This window comes from Kribbella endophytica, assembly GCF_054781295.1.
The window spans coordinates 3198380-3218919 of the sequence record NZ_BAAGUR010000001.1; the positions used below are offsets into that span (position 1 = coordinate 3198380).

General features: G+C 68.5%; 15 protein-coding genes. 13 read left to right on the top strand and 2 right to left on the bottom strand.

Annotated features, from left to right (window positions below; genetic code table 11):
* Positions 1-63 precede the first annotated feature (63 nt).
* On the top strand, positions 64-4938 hold the full coding sequence (locus ACYVIO_RS15310) for an NAD-glutamate dehydrogenase (protein WP_460651417.1): 4875 nt from the start codon (positions 64-66) through the stop codon (positions 4936-4938).
* A gap of 188 nt (positions 4939-5126) precedes the next feature.
* Here the strand turns inward: ACYVIO_RS15310 and ACYVIO_RS15315 are convergent, their stop codons facing one another.
* Entirely contained in the window at positions 5127-5483 is a 357-nt protein-coding gene (locus ACYVIO_RS15315) for a hypothetical protein (RefSeq protein ID WP_460651418.1), read from the bottom strand.
* A gap of 110 nt (positions 5484-5593) precedes the next feature.
* Positions 5594-6331: a GntR family transcriptional regulator gene (locus tag ACYVIO_RS15320; protein WP_460651419.1), complete on the bottom strand. Its 738-nt coding sequence runs from the start codon at positions 6329-6331 to the stop codon at positions 5594-5596.
* A 220-nt stretch (positions 6332-6551) separates the two neighbouring features.
* On the opposite strand from ACYVIO_RS15320, the gene ACYVIO_RS15325 reads away from it, so the two are divergent.
* From ACYVIO_RS15325 to ACYVIO_RS15380, 12 genes are all read left to right on the top strand, one after another.
* On the top strand, positions 6552-7625 hold the full coding sequence (locus ACYVIO_RS15325; protein WP_460651420.1) for a Gfo/Idh/MocA family protein: 1074 nt from the start codon (positions 6552-6554) through the stop codon (positions 7623-7625).
* Positions 7622-8692, top strand: a complete 1071-nt coding sequence (locus tag ACYVIO_RS15330) for a sugar phosphate isomerase/epimerase family protein (RefSeq protein ID WP_460651421.1) — start codon at positions 7622-7624, stop codon at positions 8690-8692. The genes ACYVIO_RS15325 and ACYVIO_RS15330 overlap by 4 nt, the downstream gene beginning before the upstream one ends.
* On the top strand, positions 8692-9633 hold the full coding sequence (iolC, locus tag ACYVIO_RS15335; protein ID WP_460651422.1) for a 5-dehydro-2-deoxygluconokinase: 942 nt from the start codon (positions 8692-8694) through the stop codon (positions 9631-9633). The genes ACYVIO_RS15330 and iolC overlap by 1 nt, the downstream gene beginning before the upstream one ends.
* Positions 9634-9857: 224 nt before the next feature.
* A complete protein-coding gene (locus ACYVIO_RS15340) occupies positions 9858-10730 on the top strand; it encodes a Cgl0159 family (beta/alpha)8-fold protein (RefSeq protein ID WP_460652087.1) in 873 nt (290 codons plus the stop codon).
* Positions 10731-10763: 33 nt separating this feature from the next.
* Positions 10764-11651 carry a 5-deoxy-glucuronate isomerase gene (gene iolB / locus ACYVIO_RS15345; protein ID WP_460651423.1) on the top strand — a complete coding sequence of 296 codons (888 nt, stop codon included), beginning with the start codon at positions 10764-10766 and terminating at the stop codon, positions 11649-11651.
* A 72-nt stretch (positions 11652-11723) separates the two neighbouring features.
* Positions 11724-13634 carry a 3D-(3,5/4)-trihydroxycyclohexane-1,2-dione acylhydrolase (decyclizing) gene (iolD, locus tag ACYVIO_RS15350; RefSeq protein ID WP_460651424.1) on the top strand — a complete coding sequence of 637 codons (1911 nt, stop codon included), beginning with the start codon at positions 11724-11726 and terminating at the stop codon, positions 13632-13634.
* Positions 13635-14528, top strand: a complete 894-nt coding sequence (locus tag ACYVIO_RS15355; RefSeq protein ID WP_460651425.1) for a TIM barrel protein — start codon at positions 13635-13637, stop codon at positions 14526-14528.
* Between the two features lie 82 nt (positions 14529-14610).
* Positions 14611-15618, top strand: a complete 1008-nt coding sequence (locus ACYVIO_RS15360; RefSeq protein ID WP_460651426.1) for a substrate-binding domain-containing protein — start codon at positions 14611-14613, stop codon at positions 15616-15618.
* 8 nt (positions 15619-15626) lie between these two features.
* Complete coding sequence (locus ACYVIO_RS15365; protein ID WP_460651427.1) at positions 15627-16673, top strand: ABC transporter permease; 1047 nt, start codon at positions 15627-15629, stop codon at positions 16671-16673.
* Positions 16670-17542, top strand: a complete 873-nt coding sequence (locus ACYVIO_RS15370; RefSeq protein ID WP_460651428.1) for an ATP-binding cassette domain-containing protein — start codon at positions 16670-16672, stop codon at positions 17540-17542. The genes ACYVIO_RS15365 and ACYVIO_RS15370 overlap by 4 nt, the downstream gene beginning before the upstream one ends.
* A 123-nt stretch (positions 17543-17665) precedes the next feature.
* Positions 17666-18736: a Gfo/Idh/MocA family protein gene (locus tag ACYVIO_RS15375; RefSeq protein ID WP_460651429.1), complete on the top strand. Its 1071-nt coding sequence runs from the start codon at positions 17666-17668 to the stop codon at positions 18734-18736.
* A gap of 55 nt (positions 18737-18791) precedes the next feature.
* Positions 18792-20288, top strand: coding sequence for a CoA-acylating methylmalonate-semialdehyde dehydrogenase (locus tag ACYVIO_RS15380; RefSeq protein ID WP_460651430.1), 1497 nt, complete (start codon positions 18792-18794; stop codon positions 20286-20288).
* Positions 20289-20540: the final 252 nt, after the last annotated feature.

Genomic DNA, 20540 nt, shown 5'->3' on the forward strand with positions numbered 1-20540 from the left:
AGGCGCACAACGGCGTGCGGCCGGGCGCTCGGAGCGCTGAAATCACGTGTGGAACGGTGGGGAATGCAGAGCAAGCTGGACGTCCAGAAGGCCGATGTGCTCGCCAAGGCAGTGGCTGCGGGATCGCACGGGCACGACAAGTCGGTGGACCCCGAGAAGCTGAAGAGCTTCCTGGAGCGGTACTACCGGTACGTGGCCGCCGAGGACGTGGCCGAGCGCCAGCCGCAGGACTGTCTGGGCGCGGCCAAGCACCACTACAAGTCGGCCACCTCGCGCCCGCAGGGCACGGCCAAGGTGCACGTCTTCACCCCGACGGTGGAGGAGCACGGCTGGTCGGCGAACGGCCGGACGGTCGTCGAGATCGTGGTCGACGACATGCCGTTCCTGGTCGACAGCGCCGCCATGGTCGTCACCGACCGCGGCCTGGAGCTGCAGCTGCTGATCCACCCGCAGTTCGTCGTACGCCGTGATGTTGCCGGCACCCTGCAGGAGGTCCTGGACGACTCCAGCTCGCCCGACGCGCACGACCTGGTCCGCGAGAGCTGGATGCACCTCGAGGTCGAGCGGATCGCCGACCCGGCCGAGCACCGTGAGCTGGAGAAGGCGCTGCAGCGCGTCCTCGGTGACGTTCGCGAGGCCGTCGAGGACTGGCCGAAGATGCACGAGAAGGCCGTCGGGATCGCCAACGACCTGGCCGAGAAGGGCGCGAACCTGCCGGTCGGCGCGACCGAGGTCGAAGAGGCCCGCGAGCTGCTGGAGTGGCTCGCCGACGAGCACTTCACCTTCCTCGGCTACCGCGAGTACGCCTTCACCATGCGCGGCGACCAGGGCGTCCTGCGCGGCGTACCGGGCACCGGCCTGGGCATCCTGCGGCCCGACCCGGCCCAGGGCGACAACGCCGGGCTGCTGCCGCCGGAGGTGAGTGCCAAGGCCCGCGAGAAGAAGCTGCTGATCCTCACCAAGGCGAACTCGCGCTCCACGGTGCACCGCTCTTCGTACCTGGACTACGTCGGCATCAAGTCGTTCGACGAGAACGGCGAGCCGGTTGCCGAGCAGCGCTTCATCGGCCTGCTGTCGTCCACGGCGTACACCGAGAGCGTCATGCAGGTCCCCGTACTGCGGCGCAAGGCGCTGGAGCTGTTCCGCCTGACCGGCTTCGACCCGAACAGCCACAGTGGCAAGGGCCTGCTCGACGTCCTCGAGACCTACCCGCGCGACGAGCTGCTGCAGGCGCCGGTCGAGGACCTGCTGCCGATCGTGCAGTCCGTGCTGCACCTGCAGGAGCGCCGCGCGGTCAAGCTGTTCGTACGGCGTGACGTCTACAACCGCTACCTGTCCTGCCTGGTCTACCTCCCGCGCGACCGCTACACCACCGCCGTCCGGCTGAAGATGCAGCAGATCCTCAAGGACGCGATCGGCGCCGACTCGGTCGACTACGCCGCCTACGTGACCGAGTCCGTGCTCGCCCGGGTGCACTTCGTGGTCCGGATGAAGCAGGGCCAGACGGTCGGCGAGTACGACGCGGAGCTGCTGGAGCAGCGGGTGGTCGAGGCGACCCGCGCCTGGCAGGACGACTTCGCCGTGGCGCTGCACGTGCTCGGCGGCGACGTCGCCGTCACCCGGCTGAACAGCCAGTACGCCGGTGCGTTCCCGGAGGCGTACAAGGAGGACTTCGACGCCCGCGTCGCGGTCAAGGACGTCATGATCCTCGACAAGCTGCCGGCCGAGAACGGCCTGGCGATGTCGCTGTACTCGCCGATCGACGAGGAGTGGGAGGGCGAACGCCGGTTCAAGGTCTACCGGACCGGTTCGGCGCTGTCGCTCTCGCAGGTGCTGCCGCACCTGACCCACATGGGCGTCGAGGTGATCGACGAGCGTCCGTACGAGATCCGTCGTCCCGGCGGCGGTACGGCGTACATCTACGACTTCGGCCTGCGCGCGCCGGGCGAGGCCGAGGAGCGCGAGGAGCTGCGCAAGCTCTTCTCCGACACCTTCCGCGCGGTCTGGGAAGGCAAGGCCGAGTCCGACAAGCTCAACGCGCTCGTCCTGCGCGGCAACCTGAGCTGGCGGCAGGTCTCGATCCTGCGCGCCTACCAGCGCTACATCCGCCAGGGCGGTACGCCGTTCAGCCAGGACTACATCGAGAACACGTTCCTCAACCACGTCGACGTCGCCGGTCTGCTGGTCCAGCTGTTCGAGGCCTGCTTCGATCCGGACCGCGGTGCTTTCGACGATCCGGTACGGCGCGAGTCGATCTCCCAGCTGGAGAAGGAGATCGGCGCCGCGCTGGACACGGTGAAGAGCCTGGACGAGGACCGGATCCTGCGGTCCTACCTGACCGTGATCAAGGCGACGCTGCGGACCAACTACTACCAGCCCGGCCCGGACGGCGAGCCGCGCGCCTACGTCAGCTTCAAGCTCGAGCCGAAGGCGATCCCGGACCTGCCGCAGCCGCGGCCGGCGTACGAGATCTTCGTGTACTCGCCGCAGGTCGAGGGCGTGCACCTGCGCTTCGGCGCGGTCGCGCGTGGTGGTCTGCGCTGGTCGGACCGGCGCGAGGACTTCCGGACCGAGGTGCTCGGCCTGGTCAAGGCGCAGATGGTGAAGAACTCGGTGATCGTGCCGGTCGGTGCGAAGGGCGGCTTCTACGCCAAGCAGCTGCCGGATCCGCTGGCCGACCGCGACGCCTGGCTGGCCGAGGGCATCGCGTCGTACAAGACGTTCATCTCGGGGCTGCTCGACATCACCGACAACATCGTCGCGGGCGACATCGTCCCGCCGCGCAATGTCGTCCGGTACGACGGGGACGACGCGTACCTGGTCGTTGCCGCGGACAAGGGAACGGCGACGTTCTCCGACATCGCGAACGGCGTCGCCAAGGAGTACGGCTTCTGGCTCGGCGACGCGTTCGCCTCGGGCGGTTCGGTCGGGTACGACCACAAGGCGATGGGCATCACCGCCCGCGGCGCGTGGGAGTCGGTCAAGCGGCACTTCCGCGAGATGGGCCACGACTGCCAGAACGAGGACTTCACCGTCGTCGGTGTCGGCGACATGTCCGGTGACGTGTTCGGCAACGGCATGCTGCTGTCGGAGCACATCCGGCTGGTCGCGGCCTTCGACCACCGGCACATCTTCCTCGACCCGACGCCCGAGGCGGCGTCGTCGTTCGTGGAACGGCGGCGGCTGTTCGACCTGCCGCGCTCGTCGTGGGCCGACTACGACACCGCGCTGATCTCGTCCGGTGGCGGCATCTACCCGCGGACGGACAAGGCGATCCCGATCTCTCCGGAGGTTCGCGAAGCCCTTGGCCTGGAAGGGAATCCGTCCACGCTGACGCCGGCGGAGCTGATGCAGGCGATCGTCAAGGCGCCGGTCGACCTGTTCTGGAACGGCGGCATCGGCACGTACGTGAAGGCCGCGTCGGAGACGCACGCCGACGTCGGCGACAAGGCGAACGACGCGATCCGGATCAACGGCGCCGACCTGCGCGCCCGTGCGGTTGGTGAGGGCGGCAACCTCGGCTTCACCCAGCTCGGCCGGATCGAGTACGCCGCCGGTGGTGGGCGGATCAACACCGACTTCATCGACAACGTGGCCGGCGTGGACACCTCCGACCACGAGGTGAACATCAAGATCCTGCTCGACAAGGTCGTCGCCGACGGTGACCTGACCGAGAAGCAGCGCAACGACGTGATCGCGTCGATGACCGACGAGGTCGGCGCGCTGGTCCTGAAGAGCAACTACCGGCAGAACATCGGCCTGGCCAACGCGACCTCGCAGGCCGCCGCGCTGATGCACGTCCACCAGGACTGGGTCCGCCGGCTGGAGCGTCAGGGCCTGCTGGACCGGGAGCTGGAGTTCCTGCCGAGCGTCGCGGAGTTCAAGCGCCGCAAGGCCGAGGGGCGTGGGCTGACCTCGCCGGAGCTGTCCGTGCTGATCGCGTACACCAAGATCGTGCTCGAGGCCGAACTGCTGGAGACCTCGCTGCCGGACGACGACTTCCTGTCCAACAAGCTGGTCAGCTACTTCCCGCGGGCGATCCAGGAACGCTTCGCCGAACCGATGAAGTCGCACCAGTTGCGCCGCGAGATCATCACCACCCAGGTGGTCAACGAGTTCGTCAACTCCTCCGGCATCACCGCGTTCCACCGGCTCTCCCTGGAGACCGGCGGCACCGCCGAGGACGTCGTACGGGCCAACCTGGCGGCGTCGCGGATCTTCGCGCAGCCGGACCTGCTGGCGCTCAACGCCGACCTCGACAACGTCGTCGACGCCGAGACCCAAACTCGGATGCGCCTCGAAACCCGCACCCTGGTCGAGCGCGCCACCCGCTGGCTGGTCAGCAACCGGCGTCCCCCGATGGACATCGCGGAGCTCATCGAGTTCTTCACGCCGGGGATCTCGAAGCTCACCACGGCCCTGCCCGAGGTCCTCCGGGGCCGCGAGCTCGCCCTCTTCGAACAGCGCCGCCAGGCCCTGGTCGACAAGGACGTCCCCGCCGACTTCGCCACGCGGATCGCCGTCCTGCCGCCCGCCTATGCCGGCCTCGGCATCGTCGAGACCGCCGAACGCGACGACCTCGACATCCTGGAAGTCGCCAAGGTCCACTTCGCCCTGGGCGAGCGCCTGCAGCTGGGTCGTTTCCTGGAGCGCATCGTCGCCCTGCCCCGCACCGACCGCTGGCAGACGATGGCCCGAGCCGCCCTCCGAGACGACCTCCACGCCGTCCACGCGCGTCTCACCGCCCAGGTCCTCGCCACCACCGACCCCACGGCCGAGCCGGAGGACCGAGTCATCTCCTGGCAGGACCAGAACGACGCGGCCCTGTCCCGAGCAGCCACCATGCTCGAGGAAATCGTAGAAACCGAAGGCCCAGAACTGGCCCACCTCTCGGTCGGCCTCCGCCTGGTGCGGACGTTGATGGTCAACCAGGCCTAGCAACTCGTACGCCGATGGGCCGGGATCGCATTCCCGGCCCATCCGGCAACGCCAACACACACACCAGGCCCCGGACCGCAGGCGGGCCTACCGACCAGGTCGGCGCGCAACTGATCGCCGTACTGCGGATCGACGGTTGCCGCTTCGTTCTTCGGCGATCTGAGAGGTGTGCTGGTGTTGCCGGTCGGCTAACGGTTTGCGACCGTGGTGCGGGTGCCGCGGAGGGTGCGGAGCGCCGAGGGGATCGCTCCGCCGAGGTGGAGCCAGAGTTGGGTTCTCAGGGCCAGCAGTGAGTACTCGGAACGGTTGACCGACTCGCACAGGTCTGACGCCAGCAACCACGGTACGGCGCCGGCCGCGAAGAGCGGGATCGCGTAGTAGATCTCCTGATCGCCCCACAGGTCGAAGATCCAGCACACCACGGTGATGGGTACGAGGAAGACCGAGGTCAGGTAGATGATCGCGAGGACTTTGTCGCCAGGGGTGACTTTCGAGGGATCCTCGCCCTCGACGACCATCTCCGCGACCTCGCTGTCGGAGCGCACCGGGAACCACTCCTGCCCACGCAGTCGCACCCGCTGGCGACGGGCACCCGAATCGGCCCTGGCGGACCGGTCGCGGCTGTCGGCCAGCGTTGGGTCGGGCCCCGGCGTGCTCACCTGTCCGAGACGATGACTTCTACTGAGTACTGGTCGGCTCGGTAGCAGTGGTCGCCGAACTCGACTGCTGATCCGTCGGCGTCGTAGGCGCTGCGGGTCATGGTGACGAGTGGTTCAGCCTTCGACATGTGGAGGGTGCGGCGTTCTTCGGCGGAGGCGTTGCGGGCGCCGATCCGTTGGCGGGCGACTGTCGGGCGGATGCCTCGGGCGCGGAGGACGGCGTACAGGCCCTCGGTGGTGAGTTGTTCCTGAGTGAGGTCGTCCATTGCCGGGGGCAACCAGTTGCGCATGATCGCGAGTGGGACGTCGCCGGCGTAGCGGAGGCGGACGATCGCGACCAGCGGCGTACCCGGTGGCAGGCCCAGGGCTTCGGCGGCTCGGTCGTCGTGGGCCGCGCAGTTGAGCGACAGGACCTCGGTGCGCGGCGTGCGCCCTTCGCGTTCGAGGTCGTCGTACAGGCTGGTGAGTTCCGCCTTGCGGTGGACCATCTGGTTGGCGACCGTCGTGCCGATGCCGCGGCGTCGGACCAGGAGGCCCTTGTTGACCAGCTCGGAGATCGCTCGCCGGACCGTCGGTCGCGACAGGCTGAGCCGGTCCGACATCGCGATCTCGTTCTCGAACGGGTCGCCGGGACGCAGGATTCCGTCGGTGATGGCAGCCGTCAGCTGCTCGGCCAGCTGGTGGTACAGCGGCACCGGGCTGGTCCGATCGATCTGAATCGGCAGGGCGGCCATGGCCTGGGATGTTACAGGAGAGAGGTATGTATGTCCCGACGTGAAAATGTGCTTACAAAGTATTGACTCTCCCTGGCCGGACCGGAAAGCTGGGGCGCGGCAACCGGCGTCGTGCTCGAGCACTGTCGCGCCCGCGGACGAGTCCTTGCACGGACACGGCCCGCGGGAGCTGCGAGCGTGGCACCGTCGAAGCGGTTGCGTACCGCGGGGAGGCCACAGGGTGACGCAGCACCAGGAAGCCACCGAGGTGGCACAGGGCACGGACCAAGGGACGACGAGAGGGCGGCCGCGGATGCGGATCGGGTTGGTCGGAGTCGGACGGATCGGCGCGTTTCACGCCGCGACACTGAAGGGTCTGCCGGCCGTCGAGCAGGTGGTGATGGCCGACGCGGACGCAAGCCGGGCCGAGCTGACCGCCAAGGAGCTCGGGGCCGAGTTCGCTCCCGATGTCCCCGCGCTGCTGACGAGCGGGATCGACGGACTCGTCATCGCCGCCGCAACCTCCGCGCACGCCGAGCTGATCGAGGCAGCCGTCGCCGCGGGCATCCCGACCTTCTGCGAGAAGCCGGTCGCGCTCGACCTCGCCGAGACCCAGCGGGTTGTCGAGCTGGTCGAAGGCTCCGACGTCCCGGTACACATCGGCTTCCAGCGCCGCTTCGACGCCGGCTACCAGGCCGCCGCTCAGCAGGTCCGCTCCGGCGAACTCGGCTTCGTCCACCACATCCGGGCGAACACCAACGACGCGTTCCCTCCTCCCGCCGGGTACATCCCGACCAGCGGCGGCTTCTTCCGCGACTGCACGGTCCACGACTTCGACATCATCCGGTACGTCACCGGCCGCGAGGTGGTCAGCGTCTACGCGACCGGCGCCAACCGCGGCGAGGCCTTCTTCGGCGAGTACGGCGACGTCGACGCGGCCGCCGCGCTGCTCACGCTGGACGACGGCACCTTCGCCGCGGTCAGCGGAACCCGCTACAACGCGGCCGGTCATGACGTCCGCATGGAGGTGCTCGGCAGCCTCGGCTCGATCGCGGTCGGTCTGGACGAGCACACCGCACTGCGCTCGGTCGAGGCCGGGGTGACCTTCCCCGGCGGGGATCCGCACACCACCTTCATGGACCGCTTCCGCCCGGCGTACGTCGCCGAGCTGACGGCGTTCACCGAGGTCGTCGCCGGTACCCGCGACGTCCCCTGCTCTGTCCGCGATGCCCTGCAGGCTTTCCGGATCGCGGATGCCTGCGAACTGTCCCGTTCTGAGAACCGCGTTGTCCGTATGGAGGAGATCGGCCGATGAGTGACGTAGCTGCCCGGATCGCCGGAGCCCCGATTTCGTGGGGAGTCTGCGAGGTGCCCGGCTGGGGCTGGCAGTACGACCCGGAGACGGTGCTGGCCGAGATGCGCGACGTCGGGATCGCGGCGACCGAGTTCGGACCGGACGGCTTCCTGCCCGAGGATCCGGCGGAGAAGGCGAAGACGCTCGCCGACGTCGGGCTGCGGGCGGTCGGCGGATTCGTACCGGTGGTCCTGCACGATCCGTCGCACGACCCGGTCCCCGAGGTCGCGCGGGCGCTGGAAGGGTTCGTCGCTGCCGGCGCCACGACCCTCGTGATCGCTGCTGCGACCGGGCAGGACGGGTACGACGACCGGCCGGTGCTCGACGACGCGGGCTGGGCCACGCTGCTTGCCAACCTGGACCGGCTGACCGAACTGGCCGCCGCGCAGGGCGTGCTTGCCACGATCCACCCGCACGTCGGCACGATGGTGGAGAACGCGGACGACGTACGCCGGGTGCTCGACGGCTCGACCATCGGCCTGACGCTCGACACAGGTCACTTGATGATCGGCGGCGTCGACCCGGTCGCGCTCACGCTGGAGCACACCGGCCGCATCAAGCACACCCATCTGAAAGACGTCGACGCGGCGTGGGCCGCGAAGGTCCAGTCCGGTGAGTTCAGCTACACCGACGCGGTCCGCGAAGGCATGTACCGCCCGCTCGGTCAGGGCGACGTCGACCTGACCACGATCATCGGTGCTCTGGAGTCTTCGGGCTACCAGGGCTGGTACGTCCTCGAGCAGGACACCATGCTCCAGGCCCGCCCGACCGACGAGGGCCCTGTCGTCGACGTGCGCGCGAGCATCGCTCATCTCCGCCACCTCGCCGCTGGCGCCGACGCGGCCGCAGCCAGCGGAGTAGAAGCCCGCGCCGGAGCCGACCGGGCCGCGGGCGTGGGAGAAGGTGCGCGACCCGACGCAGCCGGTGGTGCGCACGCGCGTGCCGGCGCCGGCGGTGTCCCGGGTGAGGGTGCGCAGGCTGACGCGAGTACCGATGCCGCGGGGTCGGTCAAGGGTGGGGTGGTCTGATGGCGGACGACGTACTGACGATCGGGCGCATTGGCGTCGACCTGTACCCGTTGCAGACGGGGACGCATCTGGAGGACGTCGAAAGCTTCGGGAAGTTCCTCGGCGGGAGTGCGACCAACGTCGCCGTGGCGGCGGCCAAGCACGGGCGCAAGGCGGCGGTGATCAGCCGGACCGGGAACGACCCGTTCGGCACGTTCATCCACCGGGCGCTCGGTGAGCTGAACGTCGACGACCGGTTCGTCACGCCGGTCGAAGGGCTGCCGACGCCGATCACGTTCTGCGAGATCTTCCCGCCGGACAACTTCCCGCTGTACTTCTACCGGTTCCCGAAGGCGCCGGACCTGGTGATCAACCCCGACGAGCTGGACCTGCAGGCGATCAAGGACGCGAAGATCTACTGGTCGACCGTCACCGGGCTGTCCGCCGAACCGAGCCGCTCGGCCCACTTCGCCGCCTGGGAGGCACGCGAACGCGGGCCGATCACCGTCCTCGACCTGGACTACCGGCCGATGTTCTGGGCGGATCCGAGTGAGGCGCACGCCCAGGTCAGCAAGGCGCTCGACTACTGCACGGTTGCCGTCGGCAACCGGGAAGAGTGCGAGGTCGCCGTTGGCGAGACCGATCCGGACAAGGCGGCGCAGGCGCTGCTCGACCGGGGGCTGGAACTGGCCGTGGTGAAGCAGGGGCCGAAGGGCACCCTGGCGCGGACCCGCGACGAACGGGTGGAGGTGCCGCCGTTCCCGGTCGAGGTCGTCAACGGACTCGGCGCTGGCGATGGCTTCGGTGGAGCGCTTTGTCATGGTCTCCTCGCAGGGTGGCCGCTGGAACGGATCATTCGGTTCGCGAACATCGCGGGGGCTGTCGTGGCGTCGCGGCTGGAGTGCTCGACGGCGATGCCCACCGAGGCCGAGGTCCTGGCCCTGATGGGTGAGGACGCATGAGCACCGAACAGCTCGGAGCCGGTGAGGCTGTGCCTGGTGACGGAGGCAAGCCGAGTGCAGCAGTTGGCAACCGGGCCGATGCGGCGGCCGCCATCCCAGGGGCCAATGCAGCAACAGGTGTCAGGCCCGAGGCGCCCACCGCCACCGGTGGGTCCAGTGCTGCCGGGCGGTCGAGCGGATCGGGATCGCGTAATCGTGGGTTCGACTGGGGAGCTGGGCCGGGCGTGGATCTGACCGAACTGCGAGTCCGGCATCCGGAGCGGGTCGCCGAGGCTTGGCAGCAGCGCCGGCAGCGCGAGCTGGTCGGCGAGGACGGGCGTCTGCTGATCGTCGCCGCGGATCACCCGGCGCGTGGGGCGCTCGGAGTACGCGATGACCGGATGGCGATGGCCAGTCGGCCAGGGCTGATCGAGCGGCTGTGCACGGCGCTGCAGCGGCCTGGGGTCGACGGCGTGCTCGCGACTCCGGACGTGCTGGAGGACCTGCTGCTGCTCGGAGCACTGGAGGGCAAGGTCGTCATCGGTTCGATGAACCGGGGTGGGTTGCAAGGTGCCTCCTTCGAGTTGGACGACCGGTTCACGGCGTACCGGACGGCGGACGACATCGCTTCGCGCCGGCTGGACGGCGGCAAGATGCTGACCCGGATCTGCCTGGACGACCCGGGCACGGTGGCGACGCTGGAGAGCAGCGCGCAGGCCGTCACCGAGCTGGCCGAGCGCAAGCTGATGGCGATGGTCGAGCCGTTCTGGTCGACGCGGACCGACGGGCGGGTGAGCAATCTGCTGGACCCGGACTCGGTGATCCGATCGGTGCACATCGCCGCCGGCCTCGGCGCGACCAGCGCGTACACCTGGCTCAAGCTCCCGGTGGTCGACGAGCTGGAACGGGTGATGGAGGCAACGACCCTGCCGACCTTGCTGCTCGGCGGCGATCCGACTGTCGCGCCCGAGGAAACCTATGCATCCTGGGGCAAGGCGCTGAGCCTGCCGTCCGTCCGCGGGCTTGTCGTCGGCCGGGCGCTGCTCTTCCCGCCGGACGGCGACGTGGCCGCCGCAGTCGACCAAGCCGCCACGCTGGTGCACGGAGGTGCCGCATGACGAACACCACCAAGCAGAACCACGGAGGTCGGCATGACTGAGTGGTTCAGGCCGGCCGGGACCACCGCGCGAGACGGCTACGATCTGGTCGTCCACCCCGGAGAACAGGACTGGCATCACACGGGTCTGACCGTGCGGACGCTGCGGCCCGGCCAGTCCGTCGAGTTCGACACCGGAGACTGCGAGTACCTGGTCCTCCCGCTGAGTGGCTCGGCCGAGGTGATCGTCGACGGCGAGACCGTGCCGCTCGGTGGCCGCGCGGACGTCTTCGCCGGTCCGACCGACCTCGCCTACGTCCCGCGTGGCACCACCGTCGCGGTCGTCAGCGCCGGCGGAGCCCGGATCGCCTTCCCGCACGCCAAGGCCGCGAGTGACTACCCGTTCCGCCGGATCGGCACCGAGCAGGTGGAGACCGAGTTGCGTGGGGCCGGGGTCTCGTCCCGGCAGGTCCGCAACTTCGGCACGCCCGGCGTGCTCGAGGCCGACTCGATCATCGCCTGTGAGGTGCTCACGCCGGCCGGCAACTGGTCGTCGTACCCGCCGCACAAGCACGACGAGCACAAGCCGGGGGAGGAGAGTGTGCTCGAGGAGATCTACTACTTCGAGCTGCAGCTCTCCGACGACGCGCCGGAAAGTGTCAAGGGCAACGACCCGATCGGCTACCAGCGGGTCTACGGCACCGAGGACCGGCCGATCGACGTCCTCGCCGAGGTCCGCGACGGCGACCTCGTCCTGGTGCCGCACGGGTGGCACGGCCCGGCGATGGCGCCGCCCGGCTACGACATGTACTACCTCAACGTGATGGCCGGTCCGGGCACCGAACGCGCCTGGCTGATCAGCGACGACCCCCAGCACGGCTGGGTCCGGCAGCTGTGGGACAGCCAGCAGATCGATCCACGGCTCCCGTTCGGCGACCAGTGAGCGGCACGTCATGACCCCAGCAACGATCACCACAGTGAGCTTTGATCCGCGGCTACCTTTCGGAGGACAACGATGACGGTACGTCTCACGGTCGCCCAGGCGCTGGTGCGATTCCTGAGCGTCCAGTACTCGGAGCGCGACGGCGAACGGCAGAAGCTCTTCGCCGGCTGCTTCGGCATCTTCGGGCACGGCAACGTGGCCGGTCTGGGCCAGGCGCTGTTGCAGGCCGAGCTCGAGGACCCGACGGCCCTGCCCTACATCCTGGCCCGCAACGAGCAGGCCATGGTGCACAGCGCATCGGCGTACGCGCGGGCCAAGGACCGCCTGCAGACCTACGCCTGCACGGCCAGCATCGGGCCCGGCTCGACCAACATGGTCACCGGCGCGGCGCTCGCGACCGTGAACCGGCTGCCGGTCTTGATCCTCCCTTCGGACGTCTTCGCGACCCGCGTGGCTTCGCCGGTGCTCCAGGAGTTGGAGAGCTTCTCCGCCGGTGACGTCTCGGTGAACGACGCGTTCCGCCCGGTCTCGAAGTACTTCGACCGGGTCTGGCGCCCCGAGCAACTCCCGTCCGCACTGCTCAATGCCATGCGCGTGCTGACCGATCCGGTGGAGACCGGCGCGGTCACGATCGCACTCCCGCAGGACGTCCAGGCCGAGGCCTACGACTGGCCTGAGGAACTGTTCGCCGAGCGGACCTGGTACATCGCCAGGCCGTTGCCTGAAGCATCGATCGTCGAGAAGGCGGCCGAGCTGATCCGCTCCTCCGAGCGCCCGTTGATCGTGGCGGGCGGCGGTGTCGCCTACTCGCAGGCCCAGGACGCGCTGCGCGCCTTCGCGGAGGCGACCGGTATCCCGGTCGCGGAAAGCCAAGCAGGCAAGGGATCGCTGCGCTACGACCACCCGCAGTCGGTCGGCGCCGTCGGCTCGACCGGAACCACGGCAGCGAACGCGCTGGCCCGCGACGCCGACCTGGTGATCGGCATCGGGACCCGCTACGGCGACTTCACGACGGCGTCGCGGACGGCGTTCCAGAACCCGGGCGTGAAGTTCGTCAACATCAATGTGGCGCGGTTCGACGGTGGCAAGCATGCTGGTCTCCCTGTGGTGGCTGATGCACGGGAAGCCCTTGTTTCGTTGGGCTCCGCGCTCGGCGAGTGGTCCGTGCAGAGAAAGTACACGGATTCGGCCACCGCACTGGCAAAGCAGTGGGACGAGGTTGTGGACAACCACTACAACCCGCCTGCGGAGGTGACCGGAAAGCTCGCGGAAGGACTGCTCACCCAGGGCCAGGTCCTCGGTGCCGTCAACGAATTGTCGGCGGCGTCTGATGTCGTTGTCTGTGCGGCCGGTTCGATGCCCGGCGACCTGCACAAACTCTGGCGGACCCGCGACCCGAAGGGCTACCACGTTGAGTACGGCTACTCCTGCATGGGATACGAGATCGCCGGCGGTCTCGGCGTCCGCCTGGCTGCCCCGGACCGTGACGTCTTCGTCCTGGTCGGCGACGGGTCGTACCTGATGATGTCCAGCGAGCTGGTCACCGCGGTCCAGGAGAACGTGAAGATCATCGTCGTCCTGGTGCAGAACCACGGCTTCGCGTCGATCGGCGCGCTGTCGGAATCCCTTGGCTCACAGCGATTCGGTACGGCGTACCGCAAACGTGGCGCGGACGGGCGGCTCGACGGTGACTACCTGCCGGTCGACCTCGCGGCGAACGTGCGGAGCTTCGGCGTCGAGGTGATCGAGGTGGCGAGTCGCGACGAGCTGGAGAAGGCGATCCACACGGCGAAGGCCGCCGACGGCCCGATCGCGATCCACGTCACCACCGATCCGCTGGTCGGCTCGCCGGACAACGACTCATGGTGGGACGTGCCGGTCAGCGAGGTCTCCGACCTCGACTCGACCCGCGCGGCCTCGGCGTCGTACGAGGAGTCGAAGAAGGCGCAGCGTCCGTACTGGTCCCCGGTGGAAGGTCGATAGATGGGCAAGGTGACGATCGGCAGCGCCCCCGACTCATGGGGCGTCTGGTTCGCCGACGATCCGCAGCAGACGCCGTGGACCAGGTTCCTCGACGAGGTCGCCGAGGCCGGGTACACGCAGATCGAGCTGGGACCGTACGGCTATCTCCCGACCGATCCCGCCGAGCTCAAGGACCAGCTGGACCGACGGGGACTCGAGGTCACCGCCGGTACGACGTTCGAGCATCTGCACCGCGACGACTCGTTCGACTCGACCTGGCGTGACGTCGGGAAGACCGCCGAGCTGGCGGCCGCGATGGGCGCGAAGCACCTTGTCGTGATGCCGTCGATGTGGCGGGGCGACGACGGCGAGATCGTCGAACCGCGACTGGACCACGAAGGGCAGGCGAGGCACGGACGCCAAGTGACCGAGCTCGGCCGTCGGGTCTTCGAGGAGTTCGGGCTGCGGACCCAGTTCCATCCGCACGCGGACGGGCACGTCGACACCCAGGACACCGTCGAACGGTTCCTGGCCGAGACCGACGGCGCCCACGTGAACCTGTGCCTCGACACCGGCCACATCAGCTACTGCGGCGGCGACAACCTGGAGCTGATCCGCAAGTACCCGGACCGGATCCAGTACGTACATCTCAAGCAGGTCGACCCGGTCGTGCTCGCGCAGGCCCAGGCCGAAGGCATCAGCTTCGACGTGGCGGTCCAGCGCGGTGTCATGACCGAGCCGCCAGGCGGCGTACCGGAGATGCCGCCGGTGCTGGAAGCCCTTGCCGGTTTGGACGTCGACCTGTTCGCGATCGTCGAGCAGGACCTGTACCCGGTTGCCCCGGACGTGCCGTTGCCGATCGCGCGACGCACCCTGGCGTACCTGAACAGCCACGGGGGTGGTGCATCCGCCTGACGGCCAGGAGAGTATGCACTCTCTGGTCACTAGCAACGCCGCGGCGTCACCGCGGGGAACTTCGGAAAGGCTGGTTGTGGTCATGGTTCGGTGGCAAAGGAAGGCCCGGCGCAGGGTCGTTGTCACCAGCGCGGCTCTCGCGCTGGTGCTCACGGTGGGGGCCTGCAGCTCGTCCGGCGGCAAGCAGGAGGAGCAGAAGGCCGACGGTGGGTCGGGCAACGTGGCGACCACGCCGCGGATGAAGGTTGCCCTGATCACCCACTCCAAGGCGGGTGACACGTTCTGGGACATCGTGCGGCGCGGGGCCGAAGCGGCCGCGCAGAAGGACAACATCGAGCTGCAGTACTCCTCGGACCCCGACGGCGCGGCCCAGGCCAACCTCGTGCAGACCGCGATCGACTCGAAGGTCGACGGCATCGCGGTGACGCTGAACAAGCCCGACGCGGTGATCCCGAACGTGAAGAAGGCCGTCGCGGCCGGCATCCCGGTCACTGTGCTGAACGGTGGCCTGGACACCTGGAAGCAGACCGGCGCGGTCGGGTACTTCGGTCAGGACGAGAAGATCGCCGGTGAGGCGACCGGCGACAAGCTCAAGCAGCTCGGGGCGAAGAAGGTGCTCTGCATCGTGCACGAGCAGGGCAACGTCAGCCTCGAAGCACGCTGCCAGGGCATCAAGGACAAGTTCGGCAACGTCGAGAATCTGAACGTCGACGGTGGCGACCAGCCCGGCACCCAGGCGACGATCACCTCGAAGCTGCAGCAGGACAAGTCGGTCGACTACCTGGTGGGTCTGAACGCCGGCGTCACGCTGACCGCGGTCCAGGCCGCCAAGGACGCCGGGTCCGCGGCGAAGGTCGGCAGCTTCGACATGAGCAAGGAGATGGCCAAGGCGGTCAAGGACGGCACCGTGCAGTTCGCCGTCGACCAGCAGCCGTACCTGCAGGGCTACCTGGCCGTCGACGCGATCTGGCTGTCGAAGACCAACGGCAACTCGATCGGTGGTGGCGAGGCCACGCTGACCGGACCGTCGTTCGTCGAGAAGTCCAACATCGACGCGGTCGAGAAGTTCGCCACGGCCGGGACCCGCTGAGGCTCGCGATGGCATCGACGATCGCGACCCCCGCCGACGCCGACGACCGCGTCTCGGCGCGCTCGGTCGGCGCCCGCCTGCTCAGCCGCCCGGAGATCGGGTCGCTGGTCGGCGCGGCGGTGATCCTGGTGTTCTTCGTGGTCACCGCGGAGCCGTTCCGGCAGATCAACAACACCGGGACGATCCTCTACCAGGCCGCGCTGATCGGGGTGATGGCCGTCCCGGTCTCGCTGCTGATGATCGGTGGCGAGTTCGACCTGTCGGCCGGTGTGGCGGTGACGACCAGCGGGCTGACCGCCGGCCTCTTCGCCTACCAGTTGAGCGTCAACGTCTGGGTGGGGATGGCGGTCGCGCTCGTCTTCGCCTTGGCCATCGGCCTGTTCAACGGCTGGCTGCTGATGCGGACCGGGCTGCCGAGCTTCCTGGTCACGCTCGGCACGTTCTTCATCCTGCAGGGCCTGAACGTCGCGGTGACCCGGCTGACGTCCGGCGCCGTCGCGTCGAACTCGATCAGCGACATGGACGGGTTCAGCTCGGCCAAGGCGGTGTTCGCCTCGGAGTTCAAGCTCGGTGGGGTGACGATCAAGATCATCATCGTCTGGTGGATCGTCTTCGTTGCGGTCGCCGCCTGGGTGCTGATGCGGACCAAGATCGGCAACTGGATCTTCGCTGTCGGTGGCGACGCGGCCTCGGCGCGAGCGGTCGGCGTACCGGTGAAGAAGGTGAAGATCGGGCTGTTCATGACGGTCGGGTTCTTCGCCTGGTTCACGGGGATGCAGCTGCTGTTCGTGCAGAACGGTGTCGTGCAGTCCGGTGAAGGTGTTGGCAAGGAGTTCCTCTACATCATCGCCGCGGTGGTCGGCGGCTGCCTGCTGACCGGGGGCTACGGCTCCGTGGTCGGTGGTGCGGTCGGTGCGCTGATCTTCGGCATGGTGCAGCTCGGCGTCGTGTACGCCGGGTGGAACCCGGACTGGTTCAAGGCGTTCCTCGGCGCGATGTTGCTGCTGGCCACGATCGTGAACCTGGTCGTCAAGAACAAGGCGGATGCCCGATGAGTACGACGAAGAGCTTCGCCGGCGAGGCGAGCGCGAGCCCGACGACGCCGATCGTTCTGCTGGAGGACGTGGGCAAGAGTTACGGCAACATCCAGGCGTTGCGCGGGGTGTCGCTGGCCGTCCGGCAGGGCGAGATCACCTGCGTGCTGGGCGACAACGGCGCGGGCAAGTCGACGCTGATCAAGATCATCGCCGGGCTGCACGACTACACCTCCGGGACGATGTCGGTGAACGGCGAGGAACGGCACTTCTCGTCGCCGCGGGAGTCGCTCGACAGTGGGATCGCGACCGTCTACCAGGACCTGGCACTGGCGCCGCTGATGTCGGTCTGGCGGAACTTCTTCCTCGGCAACGAGCTCACCAAGGGACCGTTCGGGGTGCTCGACTCGACGAAGATGAAGCGGATCGCGCAGGAGGAGCTGACCAAGATGGGGATCTCGATCCCCAACCTGGAGCAGCCGGTCGGGAAGCTGTCGGGTGGTCAACGCCAGTGCGTCGCGATCGCGCGGGCGATCCACTTCGGCGCGAAGGTCCTGATCCTGGACGAGCCGACCGCGGCGCTCGGAGTGAACCAGTCGGGCGTGGTGCTGAAGTACGTCGTCAAGGCGCGGGACGCGGGGATCGGGGTCGTTTTCATCACCCACAACCCGCATCACGCGTACCTGGTCGGCAACCACTTCGTCATCCTCAAGCTCGGCCGGGTCGCGCTGGACACCCACCGGTCGGACATCACGCTCGAGCAGCTGACCACGGAGATGGCCGGCGGCTCGGAACTGGAGGCGCTCAGCCACGAGCTGCGCGGCTTCGACCCGGAGCGAGTGGTCACACTGCAGGACAAGACGGTGACGCCGCAGGACAAGACGGACTAGCTGGTACGGCGATGAGCCGGTCGGCCTGGTCGAACGGGCCGTCCGGATCCCGCCGGAGGAAGAGGGCGCCGGGAGCTAGCGCAGCCGGCGCCGGAGCAGGACGGTGGTTACCGGGGAGAGCCGGTGATCGCCCGAGTACGGCGCGGGCAGTCGTCGTACAACGTCGTCAGAGAGTTGGTGGAGATGCAGGACCTGAGGATCGGGATCATCGGGGTCGGGCAGATGGGCGCCGATCATGCCGAGCGGGTGGTGCGACGGATCTCCGGTGCGCGCCTGGTCGCGGTCTCCGACCCGGACCTGCCGCGGGCGACCGCACTGGCCGAGTCGCTGGGCGAGGTCCGGGTGGTCGAGGATCCGTTGGCGTTGATCGGGGACGCCGGGGTCGACGCGGTGATTATCGCGTCGCCGGGGTTTGCGCATGCGGAGCAGTTGATGGCCTGCTTGGAGCACGCGAAGCCGGTGCTCTGCGAGAAGCCGTTGACGATGGACACCGAGTCGTCGTTGCGGGTCGTCGAGGCCGAGCACAAGCTGGGGCGGCAGCTGATCCAGGTCGGGTTCATGCGCCGGTTCGACCCGGAGTACGCCGCGCTCAAGGTTCTGCTCGACTCCGGCGAACTCGGCCGGACCCTCCTGCTCCACAACGTGCACCGCAACAAGTCCGTCCCGGACACGTTCCGCAGCGAGATGATCGTGCGCGACTCGCTCGTGCACGAGGTTGACGTCGCGCGTTGGCTGTTCGACGACGAGATCGCCCGGATCACCGTGCACGCGCCCAAGCCGACGAGCATGGTCGCGAACGGCGCGCTCGACCCGCAGCTCGCGATCCTCGAGATGGCGAACGGCGCGATTGCCGACGTCGAGGTGTTCGTGAACTTCCAGGTCGGGTACGAGGTCCGCTGCGAGGCCGTCGCCGAGAAGGGCAGCGCGACCATCGGCCTCGGTGTTGACGTGCTGACCAAGCGCGGCGGGCAGTGGGGCGGAGCCGTGCCGGAGGACTACCGGGCCCGGTTCGGCACGGCGTACGACGTCGAGGTGCAACGCTGGGTGGACGCGACCCACAGAGGCGAGATCGACGGGCCGACGGCCTGGGACGGGTACGCCGCGGCGGCCGTCTGCACCGCGGGCATCCAGTCGTTGCAGGAGGGCCGGCCGGTGGAGGTCGAGATGGCCCGCAAGAGCGAGGTGCTGGGATGAAGTCACCCACACACCACTACGAGATCACCGCAGGACCGACGCGAGGGATACAGCTGTGAGCACTGAACGCATCACTCACCTGATCGGCGGGACGCCCTGGACGGGTGTCTCCGAGCGCACCAGCAAGGTCTACAACCCGGCCACCGGGGAGGTGACCGGCGAACTGGACCTGGCCTCGGCGGCGACTGTCGACGAGGCGGTCAAGGTCGCCCACGAGGCGTCGAAGGCGTGGGGCCGGACGTCGCTGACCAAGCGCGCGCAGGTGCTGTTCGCGTTCCGCGAGCTCCTGAACGAGCGCAAGGGCGACATCGCCGCGCTGATCACCGCCGAGCACGGCAAGGTGCTGTCCGACGCGCTCGGCGAGGTGACCCGCGGGCTCGAGGTGGTCGAGTTCGCGTGCGGCATCCCGCACCTGCTCAAGGGTGGGTTCAGCGAGAACGTGTCGACCAACGTCGACGTGTACTCGATCCGCCAGTCGCTCGGCGCGGTCGCGGTGATTTCGCCGTTCAACTTCCCGGCGATGGTGCCGCTGTGGTTCGTCCCGATCGCGGTCGCCTGCGGCAACAGCGTGGTGATCAAGCCGTCGGAGAAGGACCCGTCGGCGGTGAACGCGGTCGCCGCGCTGTGGAAGGAGGCCGGTCTGCCGGACGGCGTGATGAACGTCGTGCACGGCGACAAGGAGGCCGTCGACCGGCTGCTCGAGCACCCGGACATCAAGGCGGTCTCGTTCGTCGGGTCGACGCCGATCGCGCGGTACGTCTACGAGACCGGTACGGCGAACGGCAAGCGCGTCCAGGCACTCGGCGGCGCGAAGAACCACATGGTCGTACTGCCCGACGCCGATCTCGACCTGGCCGCCGACGCGGCGGTGAACGCGGGCTTCGGGTCGGCCGGTGAGCGCTGCATGGCGATCTCCGCGCTGATCGCGGTCGAACCGGTCGCGGACGACCTGATCGCGAAGATCAAGGAGCGGATGGCGACGCTGAAGACCGGCGACGGGACGCGCGGCTGCGACATGGGACCGCTGGTCACCGGCGCGCACCGGGACAAGGTCGTCGGGTACGTCGAGGCGGGAGTCGAGGCCGGTGCGGAGCTCGCGGTCGACGGGCGCGGCGGTCCGTTCGACGGTGGCGACGACGGGTTCTGGCTGGCGCCGACGCTGTTCGACAAGGTGACGCCGCAGATGTCGATCTACACCGACGAGATCTTCGGGCCGGTGCTGTCGGTGGTCCGCGTTCCGTCGTACGACGCGGCGCTGGACCTGGTGAACTCGAACCCGTACGGCAACGGCACGGCGATCTTCACCAACGACGGCGGTGCCGCGCGGCGGTACCAGGTCGAGGTCGAGGTCGGCATGGTCGGCGTGAACGTGCCGATCCCGGTGCCGATGGCGTACTACTCGTTCGGCGGGTGGAAGAACTCATTGTTCGGGGACACCCACGCGCACGGGACCGAGGGCGTGCACTTCTTCACCCGTGGGAAGGTGATCACTTCGCGTTGGCTGGATCCGAGTCACGGTGGGCTGAATCTGGGCTTTCCGACCGGCGACTGATTCGCAGCTGGGGTGTAGCGTCAAGAGGAACCCCCGGGGCACGAGGAGTACCGCGGCGAACCAGGCTCAGCCGAGTCGTCCGTCGTACGGAGACACCAAGCCCTGGAGTGCGCCATGTCCAAGAACAAAGGCGGACGCGAAGTCCGCAAACCGAAACAACCCAAACAGCCGAAGGCCGCCGCGGGTGACAGCACGATCATCCCGCCGACCAAGCAGGGGCGGAAGTAGTCGCCGAGCAGTGACCGGTTGAGA